The sequence below is a fragment of the Enterobacter cloacae complex sp. ECL352 genome (assembly GCF_020149545.1).
GTDB classification, from domain to species: Bacteria; Pseudomonadota; Gammaproteobacteria; order Enterobacterales; family Enterobacteriaceae; genus Enterobacter; species Enterobacter asburiae_B.
In genome coordinates this window covers 1,541,899-1,566,171 of record NZ_CP083709.1, presented here as the reverse complement: position 1 = coordinate 1,566,171, position 24,273 = coordinate 1,541,899, and the positions used below count along the sequence as shown (strand labels likewise).

Here is a 24,273-nt window from a genome sequence, read left to right as displayed (position 1 = left end):
ATTTCCTCAAAGTAGTGTTCTCATATCACTTATCTAACAGGTCAGGGCGCTCGTTCCGAACAATCCGGTAAATACTAGTGATGCCGATACCTAACTGGCGGGATATCTCCGGTTTACTCATACCGTTTTCGACCAAATCTATAACTTCTTGAGTTTTACTTGTGGCGGTCGCTCTCCGTCCTTTGTACTTGCCTTTTAGTTTTGCCAATGCGATGCCTTCGGCCTGACGCTCCAGCATCAGCTCACGTTCGAACGTGGCGATAGCGCCGATCATGGTCAGCATTAACTTTCCGGTCGGAGTGGCTGTGTTGATACCAATATTAAGGATGTTTAACGCCACGCCTTTGCCTTGCAGGTACTCCGAAATTTCAAGCAAATGTCGAGTGTTACGGGCGAGTCTGTCAAGTTTTGTTACACATACTATATCGCCTTCGCGAACAAACTCCAGTAAAGCCTGTAGTTCTGGGCGGTCATCTTTTGCCCCGCTGATCTTTTCCCTGAATACCTTCTCGCAACCGGATAACGCTGCGATTTGTGCATCGAGACTCTGCTCGGTAGTTGATACACGGGCGTAACCGAGTGTAGCCATGTGGACTCCTTACCCTGCCAATAGACTCACCGCCCTGCAAAGACCTGCCAGAATACCAAACCGACCCTGTAGCAGGGGCGAGTGCGGCATTCCACCGTTGCGGCGGTGGCAGGTCTTTGGGGCATGGGCTATTGGTATGGGTCTAGCGGTAGTAGGGGATTAGAGGAAATCTTCTTCTGAGGCGTAGCGTGCTGCCATTCCCCGGAAGAAGACGGTTGCAAAGGTTGTCAGAGCCATTATCAGGGCTTCAACAAGTAAGGATTTCCAGTTCATAGCCAGCCCCTGTCTGCGAATGAAACTGTTTGACCACCGCCCACGACGATGTGATCTACCAGTCGGACTTCGATTAGCTCCATAACTTTCTGAATATTGAGCGTTATCGCTTTATCCTGAGCGGATGGCTCGGCGTTGCCAGATGGGTGATTATGGGAACAGATAACACCTGCGGCGTTGAGCTTAAGCGCCTGCCGGGCAATCTCGCGGGGGTAGACTGGCGTTGTCGCTATGCTGCCGTGGAACATTTCCTGATAGTTCAGGACGTGATTCCGGTTGTCGAGGAATATCACACTGAACACTTCCTGCTCCCGATCGCCAAGCTGTAAAGCCAGATAGCTCGCAGTGTCCTGCGGTGATGCCAGTGTGTCGGTACGGTAGAGCCGTTGAGTGAGAATTTCGCGGGCCTGATTGATGATTTCATCATGCATGATTCATCCTCCTGTGGTGATCTGCATATTTCTTGTACCTGCGGAGCGGGGAATCTTGGAAAGGAGGTTTGGGCGAGTGGCTTTAGATGCCTGCCTGACGATCTGTACGGGCCTGTGAGCTGCGTTCAGGAGTGATTCATACCTAGAATGCAGAAAGGCCGTGAGAGGCCTACACGGCGTCTGGTGACTTCTGACGTGAAAAGAACTTTTGGGGAGTTGAGGCTACAAAATCATTAAGCTGTCGCTCAGTTCGACGTATTGATACGGCGGGAACTTTGCACTTTTGGTAAATGCGAGTTAGCGTTGATAGCTTAAGGATTATTATCTGTAGGATGCTATGAGTAAGATGAATTTGAGTAATAAAAATTGATAGAACCCTATAAATCTATATAAGTGTCTTGGGGTTAGGTTTCAAAGGTTGCAACGTTTGGACAGGTAGAAAAGCCTAATCCCTTAGGCTTTTGTTGTAACTTTTGATGCAACTTTTCGGTTTATATGCCGTATGACCTCAATTTCGCACGTTGGAAGTATATGTCCCTGCGTTTATCAAAGGGGATTGTCAGCCTGTCCAGCAGTTTACCCATCTCACTTAGAGGCTGCCGTGGGCTTTTTAGCAGGAAAATGCATTCGTTATGGGCTGCATCATAGGCTTTTCGGGCTGACTCGCTGCTTATCTTTAGCGTGGAGTCTGAAAGGCTGATACAGGCCATTCGCAGGCAGTGGGAATAGCAATCCTCCAGACTGACGAACCGCTTTAGCTGGCGGACCGCTTCCAGCCATACTTCCTGTTCTGCATGTCTGACCCTGATTAGCTTTGTACCGTGCAGATTTTTCCGTAACCACCGATCCCGTCGTTTATCGTTGAACTGATAACGTGTCGTTCTATGAGCCTCCTCATCAAATTCAATGATGAACTGGCGTTTAGCGGTTTTTCCTTTTGCCATATCGGTGTACCACTGCTCAGTGAGGAAGAAATCTACTCTGTAGGGACCGATCTGCTTTTGCCGTTCGAGTTCATAGCTTGTGAATCGTGGTTGTTGCCTTAGTTCGACGATCAAATCGTGTAATTTGACGCCAAATTGCCCTTCAAGACGGCTTTCACCGGACCTAACTGGCAGTTTCAAACCAGATTTAAGCTCAATTGCATCAATGAGAAGTCCGTTCTGGCTGGAGTGGATGCTGTAAGTCAGCAGGGCAAGGGCATCGCCAGCGGGAATCCAGCCGTTTTTGTCGGGAATTTCACCGTCAATCAGGCCGGATGTGCAGCACGACAGGACATTTTCGGGAGCCTTGAGCAATTTGGCATGTGTCCGCTGTGCCCATTGAGTAAATCTTGTTGCCTGAGGCGTCATTTTCCGCAAGAAAGCAACGGAAAGCTGGGGGACCCCGTCAACGGTCTGCCAGTCTGAGTCAGGAATTCTTAACATTTTGATAATCTCCAGTAAGTTACTGTGCCTTATACCGCTGAAAGTCAGTTTTCCAGCCGCTTTAGCTCCAGTCTGGGGATCCTCTCAATGAGCACCCGGCTTGTTTCAATCAGATAGCTGCCATAACGCCGTGGAACGGAGCCGGGAACATGTCCGAGAATGTTGTTCTGCGTGTCTTCGCGGACGTCCAGAGCACGGCATTGCGTAATGAAATAGTGACGGAAGCTGTGGGAGGGTTTAACTTCCTTACGGATGCCGTGCTTACGGATCAACCGGCCCCACCAGCGGCCATAGTTGTAGGCGTATTTATCGTTAACGACAGATTTCTCAGCAAAGAGCTGGCCTTCTCTGGTATTGACGAAATCCATAAAACCCAGCTCCAGTATATGGCTGTGTATCGGGACGTAACGCACGGAGCCAGCCGTTTTGACTGATTGCTCTTTCCCCATCTGGATTTTGAAGCAGGGAACACCGAAAGCATCCACGATATCGGCCCTGCGTAGCTGTCCGATTTCCTCAACGCGAGCCCCGGTGTAGTAAAGGATTATCGGCATCCAGTAGGCCATTTCGCCATAGAGAGATTGCTCCCCGTGGAACAGTGGTAGCCGGAACATCACCCTGATTTCGTCGTCGGTGAACGGGATATCCTCATTGATCGTCTGCACTTTTTTACGCATTTTGAAACTATCGAAGGGATGTTCATCCACGAGGTCGTCTTGGAGTGCAACAGTGAACATGGCCGAGAGGTGCATGAAGTTGTTTCGCACGGTGTTGGCGCTGAGTTTCTTGCCCTGAGCTTTGGCCTGATTCTCCAGCGACAGCAAGTTGACGGCCTTACTGCGGTTAGCCGGGGTCAGCTCCAGGAGCGTACGGAACGCCGCGAGGTCACTCTTCGAGATGTCCCGGATGGGTTTATCACCGATGAATTTGATGAATCGGTTAGCCGATGGTGTGTAATCCCGTATACGTGACTCAGCTCTGTCCTTGTCGGTTAGCCGGATATGTGCTTTGTAATGCTCGAAAAGACTGGCGAAAGTCATGCTTTTCTTTTGTTGCGTGGCGTTGATGGCGGTGTAGACAGGTAGTTCATCAATAATATACATTTCTGCCGTACTGAGCCTGTACTCCGCCAGACGCCATGCGAGCTTTTGTCTCCATGCGGGCGTCAGTACTGCTGGCGTCCACCGAAGAGCCTCTTCGAGTTCAGGCTGCATAAGTTGGGTGACAAGCTGCAAATCTGCCTCGTCTGCCTGCTCTCCCTTACGCAGACATTCGCTTAATTGCACGTTATCTGCGGTCAGGCCATAACCATAATCGTCTTGCCGTACATAACGTGCTTTGATGGTTTCTGGCTGCTGGAGGATTCTGGTCATCCATACCGAAGCGATCACCTCTGTATCGTCCTGCGTTACGGAGCGCTCTGCTTTGGCGTTCTGGATGATAGCGTTAATTTTTGCCAGAGCGACAGGGGCTTTGAGCTTGGCTTGTCCGAGGTCTTTCGTCTCAAGGGAACGTTTTAGTTCGCCTTTGCCGATGGCTGAACGCAGCTCCAGAGGAACCGCTTTGCGGATGTAGTAGGTGCCGTTTCGGTCTTTGGTAGGCTTTATCATAATGCCCATTTTGTACCACCTTTCTGTACCACCGGGAAGCGGGGCCGGAGGAAATTAAAAAGAGGTAACTACCGATAAACCAACAAGTTGTTGACTCAGAAAGCAAAAACCCCCGCCGAAGCGAGGGTTATAAATGAGTGGTGCCCGGACTCGGAATCGAACCAAGGACACGGGGATTTTCAATCCCCTGCTCTACCGACTGAGCTATCCGGGCAACGGGGCGCATTAAACCCGATCTGCCCCGTGGCGTCAACGAAAAATGTTGTTTTCGTTACAGACTGCGCAATCTCTCACCATTTCGCCGCATCCTTAAGCGAAAAAGTGCGTCCAGAGCGCGGAGAGCGGCATGGCGAGCAGCAGTGCGGGCAGCATGTTCACCACGGCAAACATCTTAATCCCACAGATGCGCAGCCCGGTCGCCAACAGCAGCAGGCCGCCGACGGCGGTAAAGTCTGCCATCATCGCCGGCGTGGTGAGCGGGAGAATCAACGTGGCGCAGGTGGCAAGCGCGAGCTGAATAAGCAGCATCGGGACGCAAATCGCCGCCACGGCGACGCCAAGGGTAGTGGCGAAAATGGTGGCGGTGAAGAAATCAAGGAACGCTTTCGCAATTAATATGCTTGGGTCGCCGGTCATCCCTTCCTGCATTGAACCGAAAATCCCGGTGCCGCTGGCGCAAAACAGAATGATGATGGCGACATAGTTTTGAATAAACGACTCGTGCGTGCCGTGTTTCGCCTTGCCGCCCGGTCGGGCAATCAGGTTTTTGGCTTTACTCACCGCGCTGTTAATGCCTTTTTCCAGATAGCAGAACTCGCCAATCAGCGCGCCGAGCAGGGTGGCCAGCACCATCACCGGCAGGTTGGCGCATTTGATCACGAGAAGAATACCGATCCCTAACGATGCCAGGCCGAATATTGAGGGCATGGAGGTGCGAATACGCTCCGGCAACCGCTGGCTCAGCACGGCGCCGAGTACGCCGCCCAGCAATACGGCGCCTGCGTTAATAAATGGCCCGATAACCAAAGTTAACTCCTGTTATTTAATCATTGATATTGCATTATTATGACACGGCAGGGCTGCGCGGGCCTTAGCTTTGGTTGATTTCGTGCATACTGATTCCTTCTTGCACCTCAAAATAAAAGGTGACATTATTGCGCGAATTTTCTCCTCCCTGTCTCACCGCCCGGTGAGGGTAACTGCGCCTATGAAAACCATGAAAATTGCCGTCAGCCGCGAGCTGCTCTCCACTGTGTCTACGCACCGCGAAAAGGTGACGCTGGACAGCACTGATTTTACCGATGTGGCGGCCGTCGTCATCACAACAGCTGAAAGTCGCAGCGGCATTCTTGCTCTGCTGAAACGCACGGGCTTTCATTTACCGGTGTTTATTTTCTCGCAGGAGCCAACGGACGTACCCGACGGCGCCACCGCGGTCATCTCGGGTAAAGCTCAGGAGTTTCTGGAACTGGAGAGCGCTGCCAGCCGCTACGAAGAGAACCTGCTGCCGCCTTTTTTTGATACCCTGAGCCAGTATGTGGAGATGGGCAACAGCACTTTCGCCTGTCCGGGCCACCAGCACGGGGCATTTTTCAAAAAACACCCGGCAGGGCGACAGTTCTATGATTTCTTCGGTGAAAACGTGTTTCGCGCCGACATGTGCAACGCCGACGTGAAGCTGGGCGATCTGCTGATCCACGAAGGGTCCGCCAAGCACGCGCAAAAGTTCGCGGCGAAAGTGTTCAACGCGGACAAAACCTACTTCGTGCTGAACGGCACCTCAGCGGCCAATAAGGTGGTGACCAACGCGCTGCTGACCCGCGGCGACCTGGTGCTGTTTGACCGCAATAACCACAAATCTAACCACCACGGAGCGCTGATCCAGGCGGGCGCCACGCCGGTTTATCTTGAGGCCGCGCGTAACCCGTTTGGCTTTATTGGCGGGATTGACGACCACTGCTTTGACGATGCCTATCTGCGGGATCTTATCCGCGAGGCGGCGCCGGAGAAGGCCGACGAGGCGCGCCCGTTCCGCCTGGCAATCATTCAGCTTGGCACCTACGACGGGACGATCTACAACGCCCGCCAGGTGATCGACAAGATCGGTCATCTCTGCGACTACATTCTCTTTGACTCCGCATGGGTGGGTTACGAGCAGTTTATTCCGATGATGGCGGAAACGTCCCCGCTCTTGCTGGAATTGAACGAGAACGATCCTGGGATTTTCGTGACCCAGTCGGTGCACAAACAGCAGGCCGGGTTCTCGCAAACGTCGCAGATCCATAAAAAGGATAACCACATTCGCGGGCAGGCGCGCTTCTGCCCGCACAAGCGGCTGAACAACGCGTTTATGCTGCATGCCTCCACCAGCCCGTTTTATCCGCTGTTCGCAGCGCTGGATGTGAATGCCAAGATCCACGAAGGTGAAAGCGGACGCAGGCTGTGGGCGGAGTGCGTCGAGCTGGGGATTGAAGCGCGCAAGGCAATCATTGCGAATTGCCATATGATCAAACCGTTTATCCCACCGGTGGTGGCGGGCCGGCCGTGGCAGGATCATCCGACGCACGCCATCGCCAGCGAGCTGCGCTTCTTCAGCTTTGAGCCGGGGGCCAAATGGCACGGCTTTGAGGGCTATGCCCGCGAGCAGTACTTTGTCGACCCGTGCAAGCTCCTGCTGACCACGCCGGGTATCGATGCTGAAACCGGGGAGTACACCGATTTCGGGATCCCGGCGACGATTCTGGCGCACTACCTGCGCGAAAACGGCATCGTGCCGGAGAAATGCGACCTCAATTCGATCCTGTTCCTGCTGACGCCTGCTGAAAGCAGCGAGAAGCTGGCGCAGCTGGTGGCGATGCTGGGCCAGTTCGAGCAGCATATTGAAGACGACACGCCGCTGGCGGACGTGCTGCCGACGATCTTCCAGAAATACCCGGTGCGCTACCGGGATTACACCCTTCGCCAGCTGTGCCAGGAGATGCACGATCTCTACGTCAGCTTTGACGTGAAGGATCTGCAGAAGGCGATGTTCCGCAAGGAGAGCCTGCCTGAGGTGGTGATGAACCCGCAGGATGCGAACCGGGCCTATATTCGCGGTGACGTGGAGCTGGTTCGCATACGTGATGCCGCAGGGCGCATTGCTGCCGAAGGGGCGCTGCCCTATCCGCCGGGCGTGCTGTGCGTGGTGCCGGGTGAGGTCTGGGGCGGGGCGGTACAGCGTTACTTCCTCGCGCTGGAGGAGGGCGTCAACCTGCTGCCGGGCTTCTCGCCGGAGCTGCAGGGGGTTTACAGCGAGAAGGATGCCGACGGGATTAAGCGGCTGTATGGGTATGTATTGAGATAGTGCGGGCTGTTGCCCTCACCCTAACCCTCTCCCACAGGGAGAGGGGATTGCACGGGGCCGTCTTTTCACCCTCGCCCCTTTGGGGAGAGGGCCGGGGTGAGGGGAACGTTTCATCAAACCGCACTACGCTTGTACATCCTCCTCGGATGCCCAATCTTGCCGTACAGCATCTCCACCGTCAGAAAACCCGCCTCCACGCAGTGCTCCAGATAGCGCCGGGTGGTGGTTTTGCTTAATCCCGTTTCGCTCACCACCTCATCCACGGTAAAGCAGTGCGTTGCCTTGTCGTTGAACAGCGTCTGCACCCGCGCCAGCGTATTTTCCTCAATGCCTTTACTGCCGTTGTCCAGGCGGTAGTTTTTCGCCTGGAGCTGATACAGCGAATCCACGTTCTGCTGGTCGACAATCTTCCACACGCGCTGCTGTTCCGCAAACTGCACAAACCGCTCCAGCGACTGGCTGAGCCGCTTCCAGGAGACGGGTTTGAGGATGTAGTCGAACGCGCCGTTGCGAATCGCCTGGCTGCAGGTGTCCATATCGCTGGCGGCGGTAATAAAAATCACCGAGCAGTTGGCGCGGGCCAGCATGGGGTTATTGATAAGCGAGATGCCTTTGCCGTCCGGCAGATAGTTATCCAGCAGCATGAGCTGCGGCTGTTTGCTTTCAAGCTCTGCCTGAGCCGCAGCCAGCGACGAGGCAATGCCTACCAGCCTCAGACGCGGGTGTTTGCCTATCAGCTCCGCGTGCAGTTGCGCCAGTTCGTTCTCGTCTTCAACAATCAGTACGTCGATAAGTTCATGTTGCATAGTCGGTGTCTTCCAGTTGCCGGGCGATTCCCGTGGCCGGGATAAACAAGGAGAAAATGGCGCCGCGTGGCGTATTATCGGCAACTTCTATCGCGCCGCCAGCCTGTGTGACGTAGCTTTCGATCAGATACAGGCCAATCCCATGATCGCCGCGTGTTTTGGTGGTGATGCCGCGTTCAAAGATCCGGTCACGCATCTCCGGTGTAATGCCAACGCCCTGGTCGGCGACTTCAATAATCAGCTCCTGTTCGCTGAGTTTTATCAGCACTTCTACCGGCGCGTGGGGAAGTGGAGACCGCTGTGTTGCTTCGATGGCGTTATCCAACAGGTTGCCAATAATTGAAATCAGCTCTTGCTCCCCAAGGGGCAGGAAGGGTCTGTCCAGCCGACAGCCTGGGTCGAAACACAGCTCTACGCCTTTCTCCCGCGCGCGGGCGGCTTTCCCCAGCAGCAGGCCGCACAGGGTCGGGGAACTGAAGCGCGAAGAGATAAAGTCCAGCAGCTCCTGGGCATGTTCCGACTGCGCCTGAATGTAGCCAATGGCTTCCTCATAGCGGCCCATATGCAGCAGGCCGGAGAGGGTGGTCATCCTGTTTAACTGCTCGTGGCGCATGATGCGCAGGTTATCGACATAGCGTTTTACCTGACTGAGCTGGGCGCTCAGCGAGTCGATCTCGTTGCGATCGCGGAAGGTGATCACCCAGCCCTGCAGCGCCCCCTCAAGCATAATGTGCACCCGGCTGGCAATCACCGTGAGATCGTTAAAACGGCAAATCTCGTCATGGGTATCTTTCGCCAGCATCGTCTGCGTGTCGAAGAACGGGACCGGATCGATCACCTGGCTTATCAGCTGCCCGCGCAGCTCGCGGGCCGGCTGGCTCAGGCCCAGCAGCTTGCGCGCCGCCTGGTTGATGACTTCAATCCGCCGCCGATCGTCAATGGCAATCACCCCTTCATAAATAGATTCCATCATCGCCTTCTGCTGGCGCACCAGCAGGCCGATCTCGCGCGGCTCAAGGGAGAAGATCTGCTTCTTGATGCTGCGGGTAAAGAACCAGGAGAAGATAAAGAGAGCGATCAGCAGCAGCACGGCGGCAATCAGGATATTGACCACTTTGCTGACGGTAATGGTATCAAGGTAGCTGGTCAGATAGCCTACTGAAACAATGCCGACCACCTGTCCGGCGGCGTTGAAGATGGGAGCTTTACTGCGCAGCGAAATGCCCAGCCCGCCTTTGCGAATGGTGGTGGTGCTTTTACCCTGCAATACGGCTTCATTGTCTCCGCCAACCAGGGTTGTGCCCACTCTGTCGGCAAAGACGGAGTGAAAAAGATGCTGCCCCTTATTATCACCAATCACAATAAAGCTGGCGTCACTGTGCGCAGAAATCTTCTGCATAAAATCATGGATGGCGCTGATATTCTTTTGTTCAACTTCATTACGCAATGTCGGAATAAGCGCAATCTCTTCAGCCTGTATTTTGGCACGCGTACTCATTTCCTGATAAAGCTGTTTCCCGACGTCGGCATAATAATATCCGCCCAGCAGCGCGAAAAGCACCGAGAAAAAGGCAACCAGCGAAATAAACAGCTTAATCTGGAAAGAAACTTTCATAACTATCACGCGAGGTAGCAGCAAAGATCGCCAATATATCATCTTTTTTCGCGCTGACGCCCGCTTTGCCGAAAACTTGTGATCCCTTGCACAGCGGGCGCTGTAAAAGAGTTATCCTGAAGGCGAACGTGCTTCGGGCTGCGCGAACAAATGTTATTTGTTTGTTCAATTCGGAAAAGAAACCATAAAAACCACGGCAATAAATAAGGTATAAATCACATTAAATAAAAGAAACCATTAAAACCATAGCTGCCATTAAAACTTCGCTTTTAATATGCCATTCCTCACATAAAGTAAGCCTTTGTGACTCTAAGCTGAACGCGCAAAATAACCAAGGGGCTTATTATGAGCACAACTGACGATTCTTTCTCTGTTACCCACGACCCGATTGAAATTCAGCGGCCTTCGCTCAAAGAGCGCTGGTGGCATATTATGGATACCTGGAAAGTTGGGATTATTCCTCTGCCGCTGTTCGTTCTGGCGGGCGCACTGATTGCGATTGATTGCCTGGGCGGAAAACTGCCGAGCGATATCGTGGTCATGGTGGCAACGCTGGCCTTCTTCGGCTTTGCCTGCGGCGAGTTTGGCAAACGCCTGCCGATTGTCGGCAAGCTCGGCGCGGCGGCGATTTGCGCCACCTTTATCCCTTCCGCGCTGGTCTACTATGGCCTGCTGCCGGACGTGGTGGTCGAGTCCACCACCAAGTTCTACAAATCCACCAACATTCTCTATCTCTACATCTGCTGCATTATCGTCGGCAGCATCATGAGCATGAACCGCACGGTGCTGATTCAGGGTTTCCTGCGCATCTTCTTCCCGATGCTGTGCGGTGAAGTTGTCGGCATGCTGGTGGGAATGGGCGTCGGCCTGGCGCTGGGTCTTGAGCCGTTCCAGATCTTCTTCTTTATCATTCTGCCGATTATGGCGGGCGGCGTCGGGGAAGGGGCAATCCCGCTTTCCATCGGCTATGCCACCCTGCTGCACATGGACCAGGGCGTGGCACTCGGCCGCGTGCTGCCGATGGTAATGCTCGGCGGTCTGACGGCAATCATCATCTCCGGCTGCCTGAACCAGCTCGGTAAACGCTTCCCGCACCTGACCGGTGAAGGACAGCTGATGCCTAACCGCGCGAATGCCGATGCCACCGTCTCTCAGCCTGCGTTTTCCGGCAAAGCGGACGTCACCACTATTGCCTCCGGCGCGCTGCTGGCGGTGCTGCTCTACATGCTGGGCATGCTCGGCCACAAGCTGATTGGCCTGCCTGCACCAGTTGGCATGCTGTTTATGGCGGTCCTGGTGAAACTCTGCAACGGCGCCTCTCCGCGTCTGCTGGAAGGCTCTCAGGTGGTGTACAAATTCTTCCAGACCTCCGTGACCTACCCAATCCTCTTCGCCGTCGGCGTAGCTATCACCCCTTGGCATGAACTGGTGGCGGCGTTCACCGTCAGCAACCTGTTGGTGATTGTCAGCACCGTTTCCGCACTGGTGGCAACCGGCTTCTTCGTCGGCAAAAAGATTGGTATGCACCCGATTGATGTCGCCATCGTCTCCTGCTGCCAGAGCGGCCAGGGCGGTACCGGCGACGTGGCGATCCTGACCGCAGGCAACCGTATGAGCCTGATGCCGTTCGCCCAGATTGCTACCCGTATCGGCGGGGCGATTAACGTCTCTGTCTCACTGCTGATTCTGGGCAACTTCCTCGTTTAAGTTTTCAGGAAAGAACAATGAAACTCGCAAGCTTTTTATACCAGGGAAAACGCAGCTACGGCATCGTCCAGGCCGACGGCGTGATTGATTTAGGCCGCCGTCTCGGCGACCGCTACAGCGACCTCAAGGCGCTGCTGCAGGGCAACGGGCTGGCGCAGGCCACCCCTTACCTGAACGACGCCGTGGACGTGCCGATGAGCGCCATCACCTTCTTACCGGTGATTGAGCATCCGGAAAAAATCCTCTGCGTGGGCATGAACTATGCCGACAAGCGCAAGGAGTTTGACCAGCATAACCCGGCCCCGACGCTGTTTGTCCGCTTCCCGGATTCACAGACCGGCCACAACGAGCCGGTGCTGAAGCCGCGCCACTCCAGTGAATTCGACTATGAAGGCGAGCTGGCGGTGATCATCGGCAAAGGTGGGGAGAACATCAGCCGCGACGACGCTCTGCGCCACGTGGCGGGATACAGCTGCTACATGGACGGCTCCGCCCGCGACTGGCAGCACACCTGGTTCACCGCCGGTAAAAACTGGCGCAAAACCGGCGCGTTTGGGCCGTGGATGGCGACGGCAGATGAGATCCCGGATCCGCACCAGCTTGCGATCCGCACCTGGCTGAACGGCCGCATGGTGCAGGAAGACAACACCAGCAGCATGATCCACAAGGTGGCGGAGCTGATCGAGTACATCAGCACCTTTACCCGCCTCAGCCCGGGCGATGTGATCATCACCGGATCCCCGGGCGGAGTGGGTAAAAAGCGCAATCCGCCGCTGTTTATGAAGGAAGGGGATCGCATTGAGGTGGAGATCGAGCATATCGGTCATCTCAGCAACGTGATCGTGGAAGCGCCAGCCGTCGGGCTTGCGGCAGCACATTAAGAAAGACGGCATGAACAGTCAACCCATCGATTTTCGCCACACGCTGGTGGCGAAACACCCGGAACGCTTAAGCCAGATCCGCTACCTGCTGGCAGACAGCGGCCTTGGCCTGGACAACGACATCACGCTGTTTGTCGAAGCCTGGTCCGGCTCGCAGCTGGTGGGTTGCGCAGGGCTTGCTGCCAACGTCATCAAATGCGTGGCGGTTAATGAGCAGCTTCGCGGCGAGAACCTCAGCGCGCGGCTGCTTGCAGAGGTGGAAAATGCAGCGCTGGAGTGCGGCCATTTTCATCTCTTCCTCTGCACCCGTCCGTGCAACCGGGAGCGCTTTGCCCGCAGCGGCTTCTGGCCGATTGCCCAGAGCGGGAACAACGCGGTGCTGATGGAAAACACCCCGCAGGGGATCGAACGCTACTGCCGTTCCCTGCGCGCGAAGCGCAAGTGCGGGGAGAACGTTGGCGCGATAGTGATGAACGCCAATCCGTTCACCCTCGGCCACCGCCATCTGGTGGAGCAGGCGGCGCAGCGGTGCGACGCCCTGCACCTGTTCGTGGTGCGTGAAGACGCCTCGTTCTTCCCGTTCAGCGCTCGCCTCGAGATGGTGCGCGCGGGCGTGGCGCATCTGCCGAACGTGTTGGTGCATGAAGGCTCGCAGTACATCATCTCCCGCGCCACCTTCCCGGCCTACTTCCTGAAGGAGACCGGCAAAGTGCAGCAGGCGTGGAGCGAGATCGACGTGCTGATCTTCCGGGACTTCATCGCCCCGGCGCTCGGCATCACGCACCGCTTCATCGGCTCGGAGCCGTTCTGCGATATCACCCGCCAGTACAACCAGACGCTGCACGACCTGCTGGCCTCGCATATCGAGGTGGTGGAAATGCCGCGCATCAAGGCCACCGGCAACGCTATTTCAGCGTCCGAAGTGCGCCGCTTACTGAAGACACAGCAGTTTTCCCGGATCCGGGAGATTGTCCCGGACTCCACCTTCGCGCATCTCGAAACGCATTACCGTGCGAGTGCGGAAGTCGCTTAACTACCAGGAATTTATCATGAAAATTGTAAGGGAGGCGCTGGCCGGAACGCAGGAGTCCAGCGACCTGATGGTGAAAATCGCTCCCGCTCACGGCGAGCTGGAGATAGTCATCCACAGTGAAGTGATTAAGCAGTTTGGCGAGCAGATTCGCCAGGTGGTCAACGACACATTGCGCGCCATGAACGTGCACCAGGGATTAATTATTATTGAAGACAAAGGGGCGCTGGACTGTGTGATCCGCGCCCGCCTGCAAAGCGCGCTGATGCGTGCCGCCGATGAACAGGCCATCAACTGGGGGGCGCTGAAATGAGCAAACTCCGCCGCAGCATGCTGTTCCTGCCGGGCGCTAACGCCGCCATGCTCTCAACCGCCTTTATCTACCGTCCCGACTCCATCATGTTTGATCTTGAGGACGCCGTCGCCCTGCGCGAGAAGGATACCGCGCGCATGCTGGTGTTCCACGCCCTGCAGCACCCGATGTATCAGGATATCGAAACCGTAGTGCGTATTAACCCGCTCAGCACGCCATTTGGCCTGCTGGATCTGGAAGCCGCCGTGCGGGCCGGCGTGGACGTGATCCGCCTGCCGAAAACCGACACGCCGGACGATATCTACGAGCTGGAAAGCCATCTCGAGCGTATCGAACAGGAGTGCGGCCGCGAGGTTGGCTCCACCCGCGTGATGGCGGCGATTGAATCGGCCATTGGCGTCATCAACGCCGTGGCGATTGCCCGCAGCTCTCCGCGCCTCATCGGGATTGCGCTGGCCGCCTTTGACTACGTGATGGACATGCAGACCGAGCGCGGCGACGGCACCGAGCTGTTCTACGCCCGCTGCGCCGTGCTGCACGCCGCCCGCGCGGCGGGCATCGACGCCTTCGACGTGGTGTGGTCAGACGTTAACGACGAGGCCGGGTTCCTGCGCGAGGTCGATCTGATCCGCAAGATGGGCTTCAACGGCAAATCGCTGATTAACCCGCGCCAGATTGACCTGCTGCACAACGCCTACGCCCCGACGCAGGAAGAGGTGGATCACGCCAAAAGGGTGATTGAGGCGGCAGAAGAGGGCGAGCGTAACGGCCTGGGCGTGGTGTCGCTCAACGGCAAAATGGTGGATGCACCGATTATTAACCACGCGCAGGTGGTGCTGGAGCGCGCGGCGGCCTCCGGCGTGCGTCGGTAAGGATAAAATAATGAATCAGACAGAACTTCTTCACGTGAACTTTCCCCATCTGCGGGACTTAAAACCGTTTGATAACGCCCACAGCGCCACGCCGTGGCTGTCGGACAGCGAGGCGAAGCACAGCCGCAAGCTCTGCGCCTCTGTTGAAGAGGCGGTTAAGCGTTGCGGCCTGCAGGACGGGATGACCATCTCCTTCCACCACGCTTTTCGCGAAGGCGACCGGGTGATCAACACCGTCGTGGCGCTGCTGGCGCGAATGGGCTTCAAAAACCTGACGCTGGCCTCCAGCTCGCTGATGACCTGCAACGACGCGCTGATCGAGCATATCGAAAGCGGCGTCATCACCCGGATTTACACCTCGGGCATGCGCGGCAGGCTGGCGGACGCCATCTCCCACGGGTTGATGGACGAGCCGGTGCAAATCCACTCCCACGGCGGGCGCGTGAAGCTGCTCCAGGACGGCGAGCTGAATATCGACGTAGCGTTTCTCGGCGTGCCGTGCAGCGATGAGTTTGGCAACGCCAACGGCACGCACGGTAAATCGTGCTGCGGGTCCCTGGGCTACGCGATGGTGGACGCGCACTTTGCCCGCAAGGTAGTGCTGCTGACTGAAAAACTGGTGCCGTTTCCGAATATGCCCGCCAGCCTGGTGCAGGACCAGATGGACTACATCGTGCAGGTTGAAAGCGTGGGCGACCCGGCGAAAATCAGCGTCGGCGCGGCGCGCGTCACCAGCAACCCGCGCGAGCTGATGATCGCCCGCTATGCGGCGGACGTCATTGAACACTCCGGCTACTTCAAACCGGGCTTCTCGATGCAGACCGGCTCCGGCGCGGCGGCGACTGCCTGCACGCGCTTTATGGAAGAGAAGATGGAGCGCAGCGGCGTGAAGGCGCGCTTTGCGCTCGGCGGCATCACCGGCAGCCTGGTGGATTTACACGAGAAGGGGCTCATCGAAAAGCTGCTCGATACCCAGTGCTTCGACGGTCAGGCGGCGGCCTCGCTTGCGCGCAACCCGAACCACGTGGAGATCTCCACCAACGTCTACGCCAACCCCGGTAGCAAGGCGGCAAGCTGCGACCAGCTCGACGTGGTGATCCTCAGCGCGCTGGAAATCGACGTTGATTTCAACGTCAACGTTATCACCGGCTCCGACGGGGTGATGCGCGGCGCGTCCGGCGGACACTGCGACGTGGCCGCCGCGGCAAACCTGACCATCGTCGTCGCGCCGCTGCTGCGCAGCCGCATTCCAACGGTCGTGAAGCGCGTCACCACGCGCCTCACGCCGGGCGAAAGCATCGACGTGCTGGTCACCGACCACGGCATTGCGGTCAACCCGGCGCGCCCGGAGATCCGCGAGCGCCTGCTGGAAGCTGGGCTCAAAGTTGTAGATATCAGCGCGCTTTACGAGCGGGCGATTTCCCTGACGGGCGTACCGAAACCAATTGAATTTACCGACAAAATCGTCGGGGTGATCCGCTACCGCGACGGCAGCGTGATCGACACCGTGCGACAGGTAAAGGAGTAGTTATGACAGTAGCGACACCCGTGCGTGCGGGTGTCAGCCTGGATGAACTGCTGGCGGCGAAAGAGCGCCGCGCAGCGCGCCAGGCTGACATGCTTGAGCACTATCAACAACCGGTGATTTCCCTCACGCTGGTCACACCAGGGGAAATCAAAGACAGCCTGCGCTATCGCAATACCATGGGCGTGGCGCTGCAAATGTGCGACCAGCTGCTGTGGGAAAACCGCTGGCAGGTGCTGGACCGTCAGGTGCTGTGGCTCCCGACCGGGCCAGAAGCCCTGTGGTGCGTGGCCCATCCCGCGGTGGAAATCAAAGCGCACTGCGCGGAGCTGGAGCAGACGCACCCGCTCGGCAGGCTGTGGGATCTGGACGTGATCTGCCCTCAGCACGGCCACGTCGGGCGTCAGTCGCTGGGGGCGAATCTCAGACGCTGCCTGATCTGCGACGAACCCGCTCATGCCTGTTCCCGTTCGCGCAATCACCCCCTTGAGCAGGTGGTTTCCCGCGTGGAGAAGACGATCGATGACTGGTTTGCTCGCGACTAAACCGCACCCGGTTGACGTGCCCGCGCTTGCCGAGGCGGCGCTATGGCAGGAGCTGGAGCTGACGCCCAAGCCGGGGCTGGTGGACAAGCTCAATAACGGTTCCCATCGCGATATGGACCACGCGCTGTTCGTCCGCAGCATTGCGGCGATAACGCCGTGGTTTTCGCGCTTTGCCGAACTCGGTAACGCGCATGCAGATAAACCCGCTGACGCACTGCTTCGCATTATCCGCCCGATGGGGATGGCCTGCGAGCAGGCGATGTACGCCGCGACGAACGGAGTGAACACCCACAAGGGCGGGATTTTTGCCCTGGGTTTACTGTGCTTCGCTGCCGGACGTGTGAAAAATATCTCCGCAGATAGCCTCTGTTGTGAGGTGAGTAACATCTGCAGCGGGCTGGTGTCGCGGGAACTGGCCGCGCGCAGCGGACAGGCGACGGCGGGCGAGCGGCAGTTTCAGCTGTACGGCTTAACCGGCGCGCGCGGAGAGGCGGAAAGCGGCTTTGCGACGGCGCGTAGGGCGCTGGCGCAGTGGAGCGGACAGTCGCTTCACGGCCTGCTGTTGCGCCTGATGGCGGTTAATCAGGACAGTAATCTCGTCTCGCGCGGCGGCATTGAAGGGCTGCGCTACGTTCAGGGCTACGCGCGGGAATTACTGGCTAACGGCTGGGATCGCGAGGCGCTGCTTAAGATGGATAAGGCATTGATTGAACGGAACCTGAGCCCGGGCGGCAGCGCGGATTTACTGTCAGTGGGGTGGGTGCTCTCTGCAATAAAATAGCCGGGTGGCGGCTTCGCCTTACCCGGCCTACGGTCTGGTTTTGTAGGCCCGGTAAGCGCAGCGCCACCGGGCACAACAATCAATGCGCTATCGGCTGCGCACCGTGCGGCTCGCGCACGTGCTTGTACTTGAACAGCGCGATGAACGCGAAGAACAGCACCAGCGAGTACGCCGCGAAGATCAGCCACACAGGCTGCCAGTTGGTGATGCCGTTGGTGGTGTACATCTCAACCACTTTACCGCTTACCACGCCGCCCAGAATACAGCCGAAGCCGTTGGTCATCATCAGGAACATACCCTGCGCGCTGGCGCGGATTTCAGGCTTCACCTCTTTTTCCACAAACACCGAACCAGAGATGTTGAAGAAGTCGAAGGCGCAGCCGTAAACAATCATCGACAGCACCAGCAGCACGGTACCAAACGCGCTCGGGTCACCGTAGGCGAACAGGCCGAAGCGTAACATCCATGCCGCGATACTGATCAGCATGACGTTTTTGATGCCGTAGCGGCTCAGGAAGAACGGGATGGTCAGGATGAACAGCGTCTCAGAGATCTGAGAGATGGACATCATCACCGACGCATGTTCAACGATAAAGCTGCCGGAGAACAGCGGGTTGTTATCGAAGCTGTGCAGGAAGGTGTTGCCGAACATGTTGGTGATCTGCAGCTCTGCGCCCAGCAGCATGGAGAAGATAAAGAAGATCGCCATGCGTTTGTTTTTAAACAGCGCGAACGCGTCCAGGCCGAGCATGGTGCTCCAGCTCTGGTTTTTCTGCTGGTTAGAGACCGGAATGGTTGGCAGCGTCAGGGTGAAGATCGCCAGCACCACGGAAAGCGCCGCACCGATATAGAGCTGCATATGGCTCAGTTCGAAGCCTGCGAAGCTCACGCCCCACATCGCCATGATAAAGCCGATGGTACCCCAGATACGGATTGGCGGGAAATCGGTCACGATATCCAAATCCGCGGATTTCAGGCGGTAGTAGGAGATGGTGTTGATCAGGCCAAGCGTTGGCATATAGGCCAGCGAGTTAAGCAGGATCACCATGAACATCGCCCCCGGCGTGGTCACCTGGGCTGCCATAAACAGCGTCCCCGCGCCCACCAGATGGCAAAGCATGTACAGCCATTTCGCACTCAACCATTTATCCGCCACGATGCCCAGCAGCGTTGGCATGAAGACAGCCGCAATACCGAGCGAGCTGTATACGGCACCGATTGACGCACCGTCGAACTTGAGCGTCACAAACATATAGGAGCCGAGTGTGGTCAGCCAGCTACCCCACAGGCAGAACTGCAGAAACGACAATATTTTAAGCTGCAGCTTAAGGTTCATGTTACTTTCCTCACAAGTGAGCGGGAGATATGTTGTTTTGGGAACATTCAGGGTTGTTATTTGATGCAATTCTATCAGTTGGCAACAATATGTTTTGTTACCTCCCGCAAAAAAATGCAATCCACATTAATTTGCAGTTTGGATTGTGATGCAAATAACATTTTCGTATGGGTGGGGTTGGATAGGTGCGGCCTGATGCCCTCACCCTGACCCTCTCCCACAGGGAGAGGGGAAACAGAACACCTTCTCCCAGAGGGGAGAAGGTGTGCCGATCACCGGCGACGATAGTTCTTCTGCGCCGTATTCACCTTATACAGATAGCGACGGGATTCCGCAGACGGGTGACGAGTGGTGAGGGTAGAGTAGACATCCCCCGGCGCCATGCTGTTGATGATGTTCGCGGCCTGCACTTTGTCATTCGAGAAGACGCGCAGCACGCTGCCCGCGCCGCCGTTATAGGCGGTGATCACCGCATAGCGGCGCGACGTTGGGTTATCAATTCCGCCCAGGTACACATTGTTCAGCATCGCCAGGTAGGCGGTGCCGGTATCAATGTTGCTCTGCGGATCGAACAGATAGCTGCGGCTCGGCGTGCCGGATTTCCCCTGCGCGCGGAAGACGTCTTTACCGGCGCTGTGCTGCACTACCTGCATCAGCCCCAGGGCGTCGGAACGGCTCACCGCGTATGGGTTAAACGAGGATTCGGTCTGCATAATCGCCAGGATCAGCGACTCATCCACGCCGTACTTGCGCGAGGCCTGACGCACCATCCCAATGTACTTATGCGCACGCTTGTCGAGGTGGTTCGGGACGAGGTTGATGGTGACGCTGTAGATAATCTTCAGGCCGTTAGAGCGGCTTTTCAGGCGCGTCTGCAGCAGGTAGTCGGCAAATTTCGTGGCGCGACCTTCCCAGCGGATCGGCTGACCGGTCTGATCGACGACCTGGCCGTACAGGAACGGCTCTTTCGAGATAGTGATATCGTCGGCATCGGAGTAGAGATCGATAGATCCCGGGTCGTCACCCATCAGCAGGGTTTTGACGATCGCCTGACGCAGTCGTGCCGCAGGGTCGGTGCCTGCGATGGTTTCAATCGTGATCGTACCCTCATCAAAGTTGATGTGGCTACGGGTCTGATAGGCGTCGGTGTACTTAACGTAGTCCTTAGGTCCGGCAATAAGAACTTCGTTAAATCCCCATATGTTCTCGATGTTGTGGGCAAACTGCCCCATCAAAATGTCAAAACCGTTGGTGTCCTTGATCCAGGCTTCGTTGTAATCTTCGCCTTTTTTTGACGAACACGAGACAAGCAACGGCGCAACAAGGGCTAGCGCTAAAAGTTTTTTCATCATTCCGGGAGTGCGTGTTGTGTTTGCTTTAACGGCGGGGTTTCCCCCGCACGCTGTTATTTTTCCGGTGGCGTATAGCCTTCGATGTGCACGTCTTTACCTTCGAACAGGAAGCTCACCATCTCCTGCTCCAGCAGCTTGCGGTGTTCCGGGTTCATCATGCTGAGTTTTTTCTCGTTGATCAGCATGGTCTGCTTTTTCTGCCACTGTTCCCAGGCTTCTTTGGAGATTTCATTGTAGATGCGTTTACCCAGGTCGCCCGGATAAAGCTGGAAATCCTGGCCTTCAGCGTCACGCTGCAGGAAAGTACAAAAAATCGTTCTGGCCATACTCATTCCTCTTTTTCTTGTCGATGCTAAACCATTGCACCGGCACGTAATTGCTGTAACAGGCGCTCCACGGGAGCCGCCAGTCCGACTGATGGCGGTTGCGCTAAGTTATACCAGAGAGCGGTGCCTTCATCCATGCACGAGGCAAATGACGACACGGGAAGCCACATGGGTACAATATCCAGGTGGAAATGGCTGAACGTATGGCGAAACGCGGTCAGCTGCGTCAGGTTATCGGCAGCAATCCCGCGCTGTTTAAGCCATTCACGCAGCAAATCTTCATCTTCAAACTGTGGGAAGCAGTATAGACCACCCCACAGACCGCTCGGTGGACGCTGTGCGAGGAAGACCTCGTCGCCGTGCTGCATCAGCAGCATATAGCCGGTGCGCTCCGGCAGCGTCTGTTTGGGTTTCTTACCCGGATATTGCGCCCATGAATGGTTGGCATACGCCACGCAGAGATTATTCACCGGGCAGAGTTCGCATTTTGGTTTTGAGCGCGTGCAGACCAGCGCGCCGAGATCCATCATCGCCTGGTTGAAACGCTCGACGCCGTTGGCCGGGGTGACCGCTTCACTTATTTCCCAAAGGCGTTTTTCGACGTCCTTCTTCCCCGGCCAGCCGTCGACGGCGTAGCAGCGTGCCAGCACGCGCTTCACGTTGCCGTCGAGGATCGGGAAATGCTTGCCTAAAGACAGGGAGAGAATGGCGCCTGCGGTTGAACGTCCGACGCCGGGGAGATCGGCCACCTCATCGAAGGTTTCCGGGAATTTCCCGTTGTGGCGCGTCGCGACCTGCTGTGCGGCCTTGTGAAGGTTACGCGCGCGGGCATAATAGCCAAGACCGGTCCACAGATGAAGAACCTCGTCCAGCGGCGCGTTGGCCAGATCGGTCACCGTCGGGAAGCGCGCCATAAAACGCTCGAAGTAAGGGATCACCGTGGCGACCTGCGTTTGTTGCAACATCACCTCGGAGAGCCATACTTTGTAAGGCGTTTTTTCAATTTGCCAGGGCAGGGTTTTACGCCCGTATTTGTCGTACCAGTCCAGCACCTGGGCTGAAAATTGAGAGGCTTGCATGGTCATCGATTCGCATAATCAGGGACGCAGATTGCAGCACAGCGTCAATCTGCTGTAAACCGGATCTTTCCCATGCTTGCATAGAAGCCTTAACTTTGGATAATGCCCGTTTCCCGAACATTCTCACAAGCAGACAACTCTTTTATGAAAAACGACGTCATTTCACCGGAATTTGATGAAAACGGTCGCCCGCTGCGCCGTATTCGCAGCTTTGTCCGCCGTCAGGGCCGCCTGACAAAAGGGCAGCAACATGCGCTGGACAACTACTGGCCGGTGATGGGCGTTGAGTTCAGCGAGCAGCCTCTGGACTTTACCGAACTGTTCGGCCGCGAAGCACCCGTCACGCTGGAGATCGGGTTTGGTATGGGCACCTCGCTGGTGGCCATGGCGAAAGCGCGACCGGAGCAGAACTTCCTCGGTATCGAAGTCCACTCCCCGGGCGTGGGTGCATGCCTGGCAACGGCCCATGAAGAGGGCGTTGAGAACCTGCGCGTGATGTGTCACGACGCGGTGGAAGTGCTGCATAAAATGATTCCTGACAATTCTTTAACCATGGTTCAGCTCTTTTTCCCTGACCCGTGGCACAAAGCACGTCATAATAAACGCCGTATCGTTCAGGCGCCGTTTGCCGAGCTGGTGAAAAGTAAGCTGAAGCTGGGCGGTGTCTTCCATATGGCGACCGACTGGGAACCGTATGCGGAACATATGCTGGAGGTGATGTCGTCGCTGGACGGGTATAAAAACCAGTCTGAGAGCAACGACTATGTACCGCGTCCGGAATCGCGTCCGGTAACGAAATTTGAACAGCGTGGCCATCGTCTTGGTCACGGTGTATGGGACTTAATGTTCGAGAGGGTGAAATAATGGCAAAGAATCGTAGCCGTCGTCTGCGTAAAAAGATGCACATCGAAGAATTCCAGGAAGTGGGCTTCTCCGTTGCGTGGCATTTCCCGGAAGGCACCAGTGTAGAGCAGATCGATCAGGACGTTGACGCGTTCATCAATGACGTGATTGAGCCAAACAAGCTGGCCTTCGACGGTAGCGGCTACCTGGCCTGGGAAGGTCTGATCTGCACCCAGGAAGTGGGTAAATGCACTGAAGAACATCAGGCCCTGGTACGTAAATGGCTTGAAGACCACAAGCTCGAAGATGTCCGCGTCAGCGAACTTTTCGACGTTTGGTGGGACTAATAAAGCAGTAAGGGGCCAGCATTAGCTGGCCCATTTTGTCTGAGGGAGTGTTTAAGATGCGCAAAACGTTGCTGGCTGTTGCTTTGATGGCAACCGGATTCACCGCCCATGCGGATTATCAATGTAGCGTCACCCCGCGTGATGACGTGGTGTTAAGCCCGCAAACCGTGCAGGTCAAAGGCGAGAACGGCAATCTGGTGATTACGCCGCAGGGGAACGTCACCTTTAACGGCAAGCAGTACAACCTGACTGCCGCACAGCGTGAGCAGGCGAAAGACTATCAGGCCGATTTGCGTACCGCGCTGCCATGGATTAATGAAGGCGCGCTGACCCGCGTTGAGAAAAGCCGCGTCGCGCTGGATAAGATCATCACCAAAGAGGTGGGTGAGAGCAGCAATATGCGCACCCGCCTGACGAAGCTGGACAAGCAGCTTAAAGAGCAGATGAACCGCATTATCGAGACGCGCTCCGACGGCCTGACGTTCCACTACAAGGCGATCGATCAGGTCCGCGCTGACGGGCAGCAGCTGGTGAACCAGGCTATGGGCGGCATCCTGCAGGACAGCATCAACGAGATGGGCGCCAAAGCCGTGCTGAAGGGCGGCGGTAATCCGCTGCAGGGCGTGCTGGGCAGTCTGGGCGGCTTGCAGACCTCCATTCAGAACGAGTGGAAGAACCAGGAAGATGATTTCCAGCAGTTCGGCAAAGACGTGTGTAAACGCGTGGTGTCGCTGGAAGATAGCCGGAAAGCGCTGGTGGGGACGCTTAAGTAATTTCCCCTCACCCTAACCCTCTCCCCAAAGGGGCGAGGGGATGGTTTGCTCCCTCTCCCTTTCAGGGAGAGGGCCGGGGTGAGGGTTGCAGCATTTGCAGTGTTTCAAGGATCTTTTCTAACACCGCCTCTTCGTTATTCCAGAGTTCGTTGTTCCAGAATCGAATGACATGCCAGCCTTTCTCGTTAAGCCAGCACGTTCTTTGACGATCGTATTCCTGCTTTTCATCATGTTGCCCACCATCCAGCTCAACAGCCAGATGAGCCGCGCAGCAGGCGAAATCCAGAATGTAGTGATCTACAGGATGTTGTCGACGAAATTTATAATTTTCGAAACGGCGGCTGCGCAGTAGATACCAAAGCCGTCTTTCTTCTTTTGTCAGCTCACGTCTGAGCTGTTTTGCATAAGAACGAGTAATTTCCATCCCCACACTCTGCCAGCCTTTCCCTCAGCCGGCAGAGCGGGATGC

General features: G+C 56.3%; 24 protein-coding genes and 1 tRNA gene. 12 read left to right on the top strand and 13 right to left on the bottom strand.

What is annotated here, in order from left to right; all coding sequences use genetic code 11:
• Positions 1-25 precede the first annotated feature (25 nt).
• The 6 genes from LBF07_RS07605 to LBF07_RS07580 form a co-directional block, all read right to left on the bottom strand.
• Complete coding sequence (locus tag LBF07_RS07605; protein ID WP_085425220.1) at positions 26-589, bottom strand: recombinase family protein; 564 nt, start codon at positions 587-589, stop codon at positions 26-28.
• A 269-nt stretch (positions 590-858) separates the two neighbouring features.
• Positions 859-1,293, bottom strand: coding sequence for a DNA repair protein RadC (gene radC / locus LBF07_RS07600; RefSeq protein ID WP_057060399.1), 435 nt, complete (start codon positions 1,291-1,293; stop codon positions 859-861).
• Between the two features lie 491 nt (positions 1,294-1,784).
• Complete coding sequence (locus tag LBF07_RS07595; protein ID WP_057060400.1) at positions 1,785-2,720, bottom strand: hypothetical protein; 936 nt, start codon at positions 2,718-2,720, stop codon at positions 1,785-1,787.
• A 44-nt stretch (positions 2,721-2,764) separates the two neighbouring features.
• Entirely contained in the window at positions 2,765-4,339 is a 1,575-nt protein-coding gene (locus tag LBF07_RS07590) for a site-specific integrase (RefSeq protein WP_063448579.1), read from the bottom strand.
• 129 nt (positions 4,340-4,468) lie between these two features.
• Positions 4,469-4,544, bottom strand: a tRNA-Phe gene (locus tag LBF07_RS07585).
• Positions 4,545-4,639: 95 nt separating this feature from the next.
• The gene (locus LBF07_RS07580; protein ID WP_094935400.1) at positions 4,640-5,356 is read right to left on the bottom strand and encodes a DUF554 domain-containing protein; all 717 of its coding nucleotides are present in this window, start codon (positions 5,354-5,356) and stop codon (positions 4,640-4,642) included.
• Positions 5,357-5,537: 181 nt separating this feature from the next.
• On the opposite strand from LBF07_RS07580, the gene LBF07_RS07575 reads away from it, so the two are divergent.
• Positions 5,538-7,673: an ornithine decarboxylase gene (locus tag LBF07_RS07575; protein WP_094935399.1), complete on the top strand. Its 2,136-nt coding sequence runs from the start codon at positions 5,538-5,540 to the stop codon at positions 7,671-7,673.
• 113 nt (positions 7,674-7,786) lie between these two features.
• Here the strand turns inward: LBF07_RS07575 and LBF07_RS07570 are convergent, their stop codons facing one another.
• Both LBF07_RS07570 and LBF07_RS07565 read right to left on the bottom strand, forming a co-directional pair.
• Positions 7,787-8,479, bottom strand: a complete 693-nt coding sequence (locus LBF07_RS07570; protein WP_023309148.1) for a response regulator — start codon at positions 8,477-8,479, stop codon at positions 7,787-7,789.
• Positions 8,469-10,094, bottom strand: a complete 1,626-nt coding sequence (locus LBF07_RS07565; protein WP_094935398.1) for a sensor histidine kinase — start codon at positions 10,092-10,094, stop codon at positions 8,469-8,471. The genes LBF07_RS07570 and LBF07_RS07565 overlap by 11 nt, the downstream gene beginning before the upstream one ends.
• 345 nt (positions 10,095-10,439) lie before the next feature.
• Between LBF07_RS07565 and LBF07_RS07560 the strand changes: the two genes are divergently transcribed.
• From LBF07_RS07560 to citG, 8 genes are read left to right on the top strand one after another with little or no spacing between them, the layout of a single operon-like run.
• Positions 10,440-11,801, top strand: a complete 1,362-nt coding sequence (locus tag LBF07_RS07560) for a 2-hydroxycarboxylate transporter family protein (RefSeq protein ID WP_033146621.1) — start codon at positions 10,440-10,442, stop codon at positions 11,799-11,801.
• A gap of 17 nt (positions 11,802-11,818) precedes the next feature.
• Complete coding sequence (locus LBF07_RS07555; protein ID WP_094935397.1) at positions 11,819-12,682, top strand: fumarylacetoacetate hydrolase family protein; 864 nt, start codon at positions 11,819-11,821, stop codon at positions 12,680-12,682.
• A 10-nt stretch (positions 12,683-12,692) separates the two neighbouring features.
• A complete protein-coding gene (citC, locus tag LBF07_RS07550; protein WP_033146620.1) occupies positions 12,693-13,715 on the top strand; it encodes a [citrate (pro-3S)-lyase] ligase in 1,023 nt (340 codons plus the stop codon).
• Positions 13,716-13,731: 16 nt separating this feature from the next.
• The gene (gene citD / locus LBF07_RS07545) at positions 13,732-14,025 is read left to right on the top strand and encodes a citrate lyase acyl carrier protein (protein ID WP_008499773.1); all 294 of its coding nucleotides are present in this window, start codon (positions 13,732-13,734) and stop codon (positions 14,023-14,025) included.
• Positions 14,022-14,897 (top strand): citrate (pro-3S)-lyase subunit beta, encoded by an 876-nt coding sequence (gene citE / locus LBF07_RS07540; protein ID WP_069303293.1) that lies wholly within the window; start codon positions 14,022-14,024, stop codon positions 14,895-14,897. The genes citD and citE overlap by 4 nt, the downstream gene beginning before the upstream one ends.
• 10 nt (positions 14,898-14,907) lie before the next feature.
• Positions 14,908-16,425 carry a citrate lyase subunit alpha gene (gene citF / locus LBF07_RS07535; RefSeq protein WP_094935396.1) on the top strand — a complete coding sequence of 506 codons (1,518 nt, stop codon included), beginning with the start codon at positions 14,908-14,910 and terminating at the stop codon, positions 16,423-16,425.
• Between the two features lie 2 nt (positions 16,426-16,427).
• Positions 16,428-16,967 carry a citrate lyase holo-[acyl-carrier protein] synthase gene (citX, locus tag LBF07_RS07530; protein WP_094935395.1) on the top strand — a complete coding sequence of 180 codons (540 nt, stop codon included), beginning with the start codon at positions 16,428-16,430 and terminating at the stop codon, positions 16,965-16,967.
• Positions 16,945-17,748 (top strand): triphosphoribosyl-dephospho-CoA synthase CitG, encoded by an 804-nt coding sequence (gene citG, locus LBF07_RS07525; protein ID WP_094935394.1) that lies wholly within the window; start codon positions 16,945-16,947, stop codon positions 17,746-17,748. The genes citX and citG overlap by 23 nt, the downstream gene beginning before the upstream one ends.
• A 79-nt stretch (positions 17,749-17,827) precedes the next feature.
• On the opposite strand, the gene LBF07_RS07520 is transcribed toward citG, so the two are convergent.
• The 4 genes from LBF07_RS07520 to mutY all read right to left on the bottom strand — a co-directional run bounded on the left by LBF07_RS07520 (position 17,828) and on the right by mutY (position 21,841).
• Positions 17,828-19,084 carry a nucleoside permease gene (locus tag LBF07_RS07520; protein ID WP_029740744.1) on the bottom strand — a complete coding sequence of 419 codons (1,257 nt, stop codon included), beginning with the start codon at positions 19,082-19,084 and terminating at the stop codon, positions 17,828-17,830.
• 272 nt (positions 19,085-19,356) lie between these two features.
• On the bottom strand, positions 19,357-20,433 hold the full coding sequence (mltC, locus tag LBF07_RS07515; protein WP_033146615.1) for a membrane-bound lytic murein transglycosylase MltC: 1,077 nt from the start codon (positions 20,431-20,433) through the stop codon (positions 19,357-19,359).
• A gap of 56 nt (positions 20,434-20,489) precedes the next feature.
• Positions 20,490-20,762 (bottom strand): oxidative damage protection protein, encoded by a 273-nt coding sequence (locus LBF07_RS07510; RefSeq protein ID WP_094935393.1) that lies wholly within the window; start codon positions 20,760-20,762, stop codon positions 20,490-20,492.
• Between the two features lie 26 nt (positions 20,763-20,788).
• Positions 20,789-21,841, bottom strand: a complete 1,053-nt coding sequence (mutY, locus tag LBF07_RS07505) for an A/G-specific adenine glycosylase (protein WP_170864501.1) — start codon at positions 21,839-21,841, stop codon at positions 20,789-20,791.
• Positions 21,842-21,985: 144 nt separating this feature from the next.
• Here mutY and trmB point away from each other — a divergent pair, with 144 nt between their 5' ends.
• Genes trmB through LBF07_RS07490 form a run of 3 tightly spaced genes read left to right on the top strand, consistent with a single transcriptional unit; the run spans position 21,986 to position 23,804 of the window.
• On the top strand, positions 21,986-22,705 hold the full coding sequence (gene trmB / locus LBF07_RS07500; protein WP_033146613.1) for a tRNA (guanosine(46)-N7)-methyltransferase TrmB: 720 nt from the start codon (positions 21,986-21,988) through the stop codon (positions 22,703-22,705).
• Entirely contained in the window at positions 22,705-23,031 is a 327-nt protein-coding gene (locus LBF07_RS07495) for a YggL family protein (protein ID WP_094935392.1), read from the top strand. The genes trmB and LBF07_RS07495 overlap by 1 nt, the downstream gene beginning before the upstream one ends.
• A gap of 56 nt (positions 23,032-23,087) precedes the next feature.
• Entirely contained in the window at positions 23,088-23,804 is a 717-nt protein-coding gene (locus LBF07_RS07490; RefSeq protein WP_024906551.1) for a DUF2884 domain-containing protein, read from the top strand.
• A 61-nt stretch (positions 23,805-23,865) separates the two neighbouring features.
• On the opposite strand, the gene LBF07_RS07485 is transcribed toward LBF07_RS07490, so the two are convergent.
• Positions 23,866-24,228, bottom strand: a complete 363-nt coding sequence (locus LBF07_RS07485) for an endonuclease domain-containing protein (protein WP_094935391.1) — start codon at positions 24,226-24,228, stop codon at positions 23,866-23,868.
• Positions 24,229-24,273: the final 45 nt, after the last annotated feature.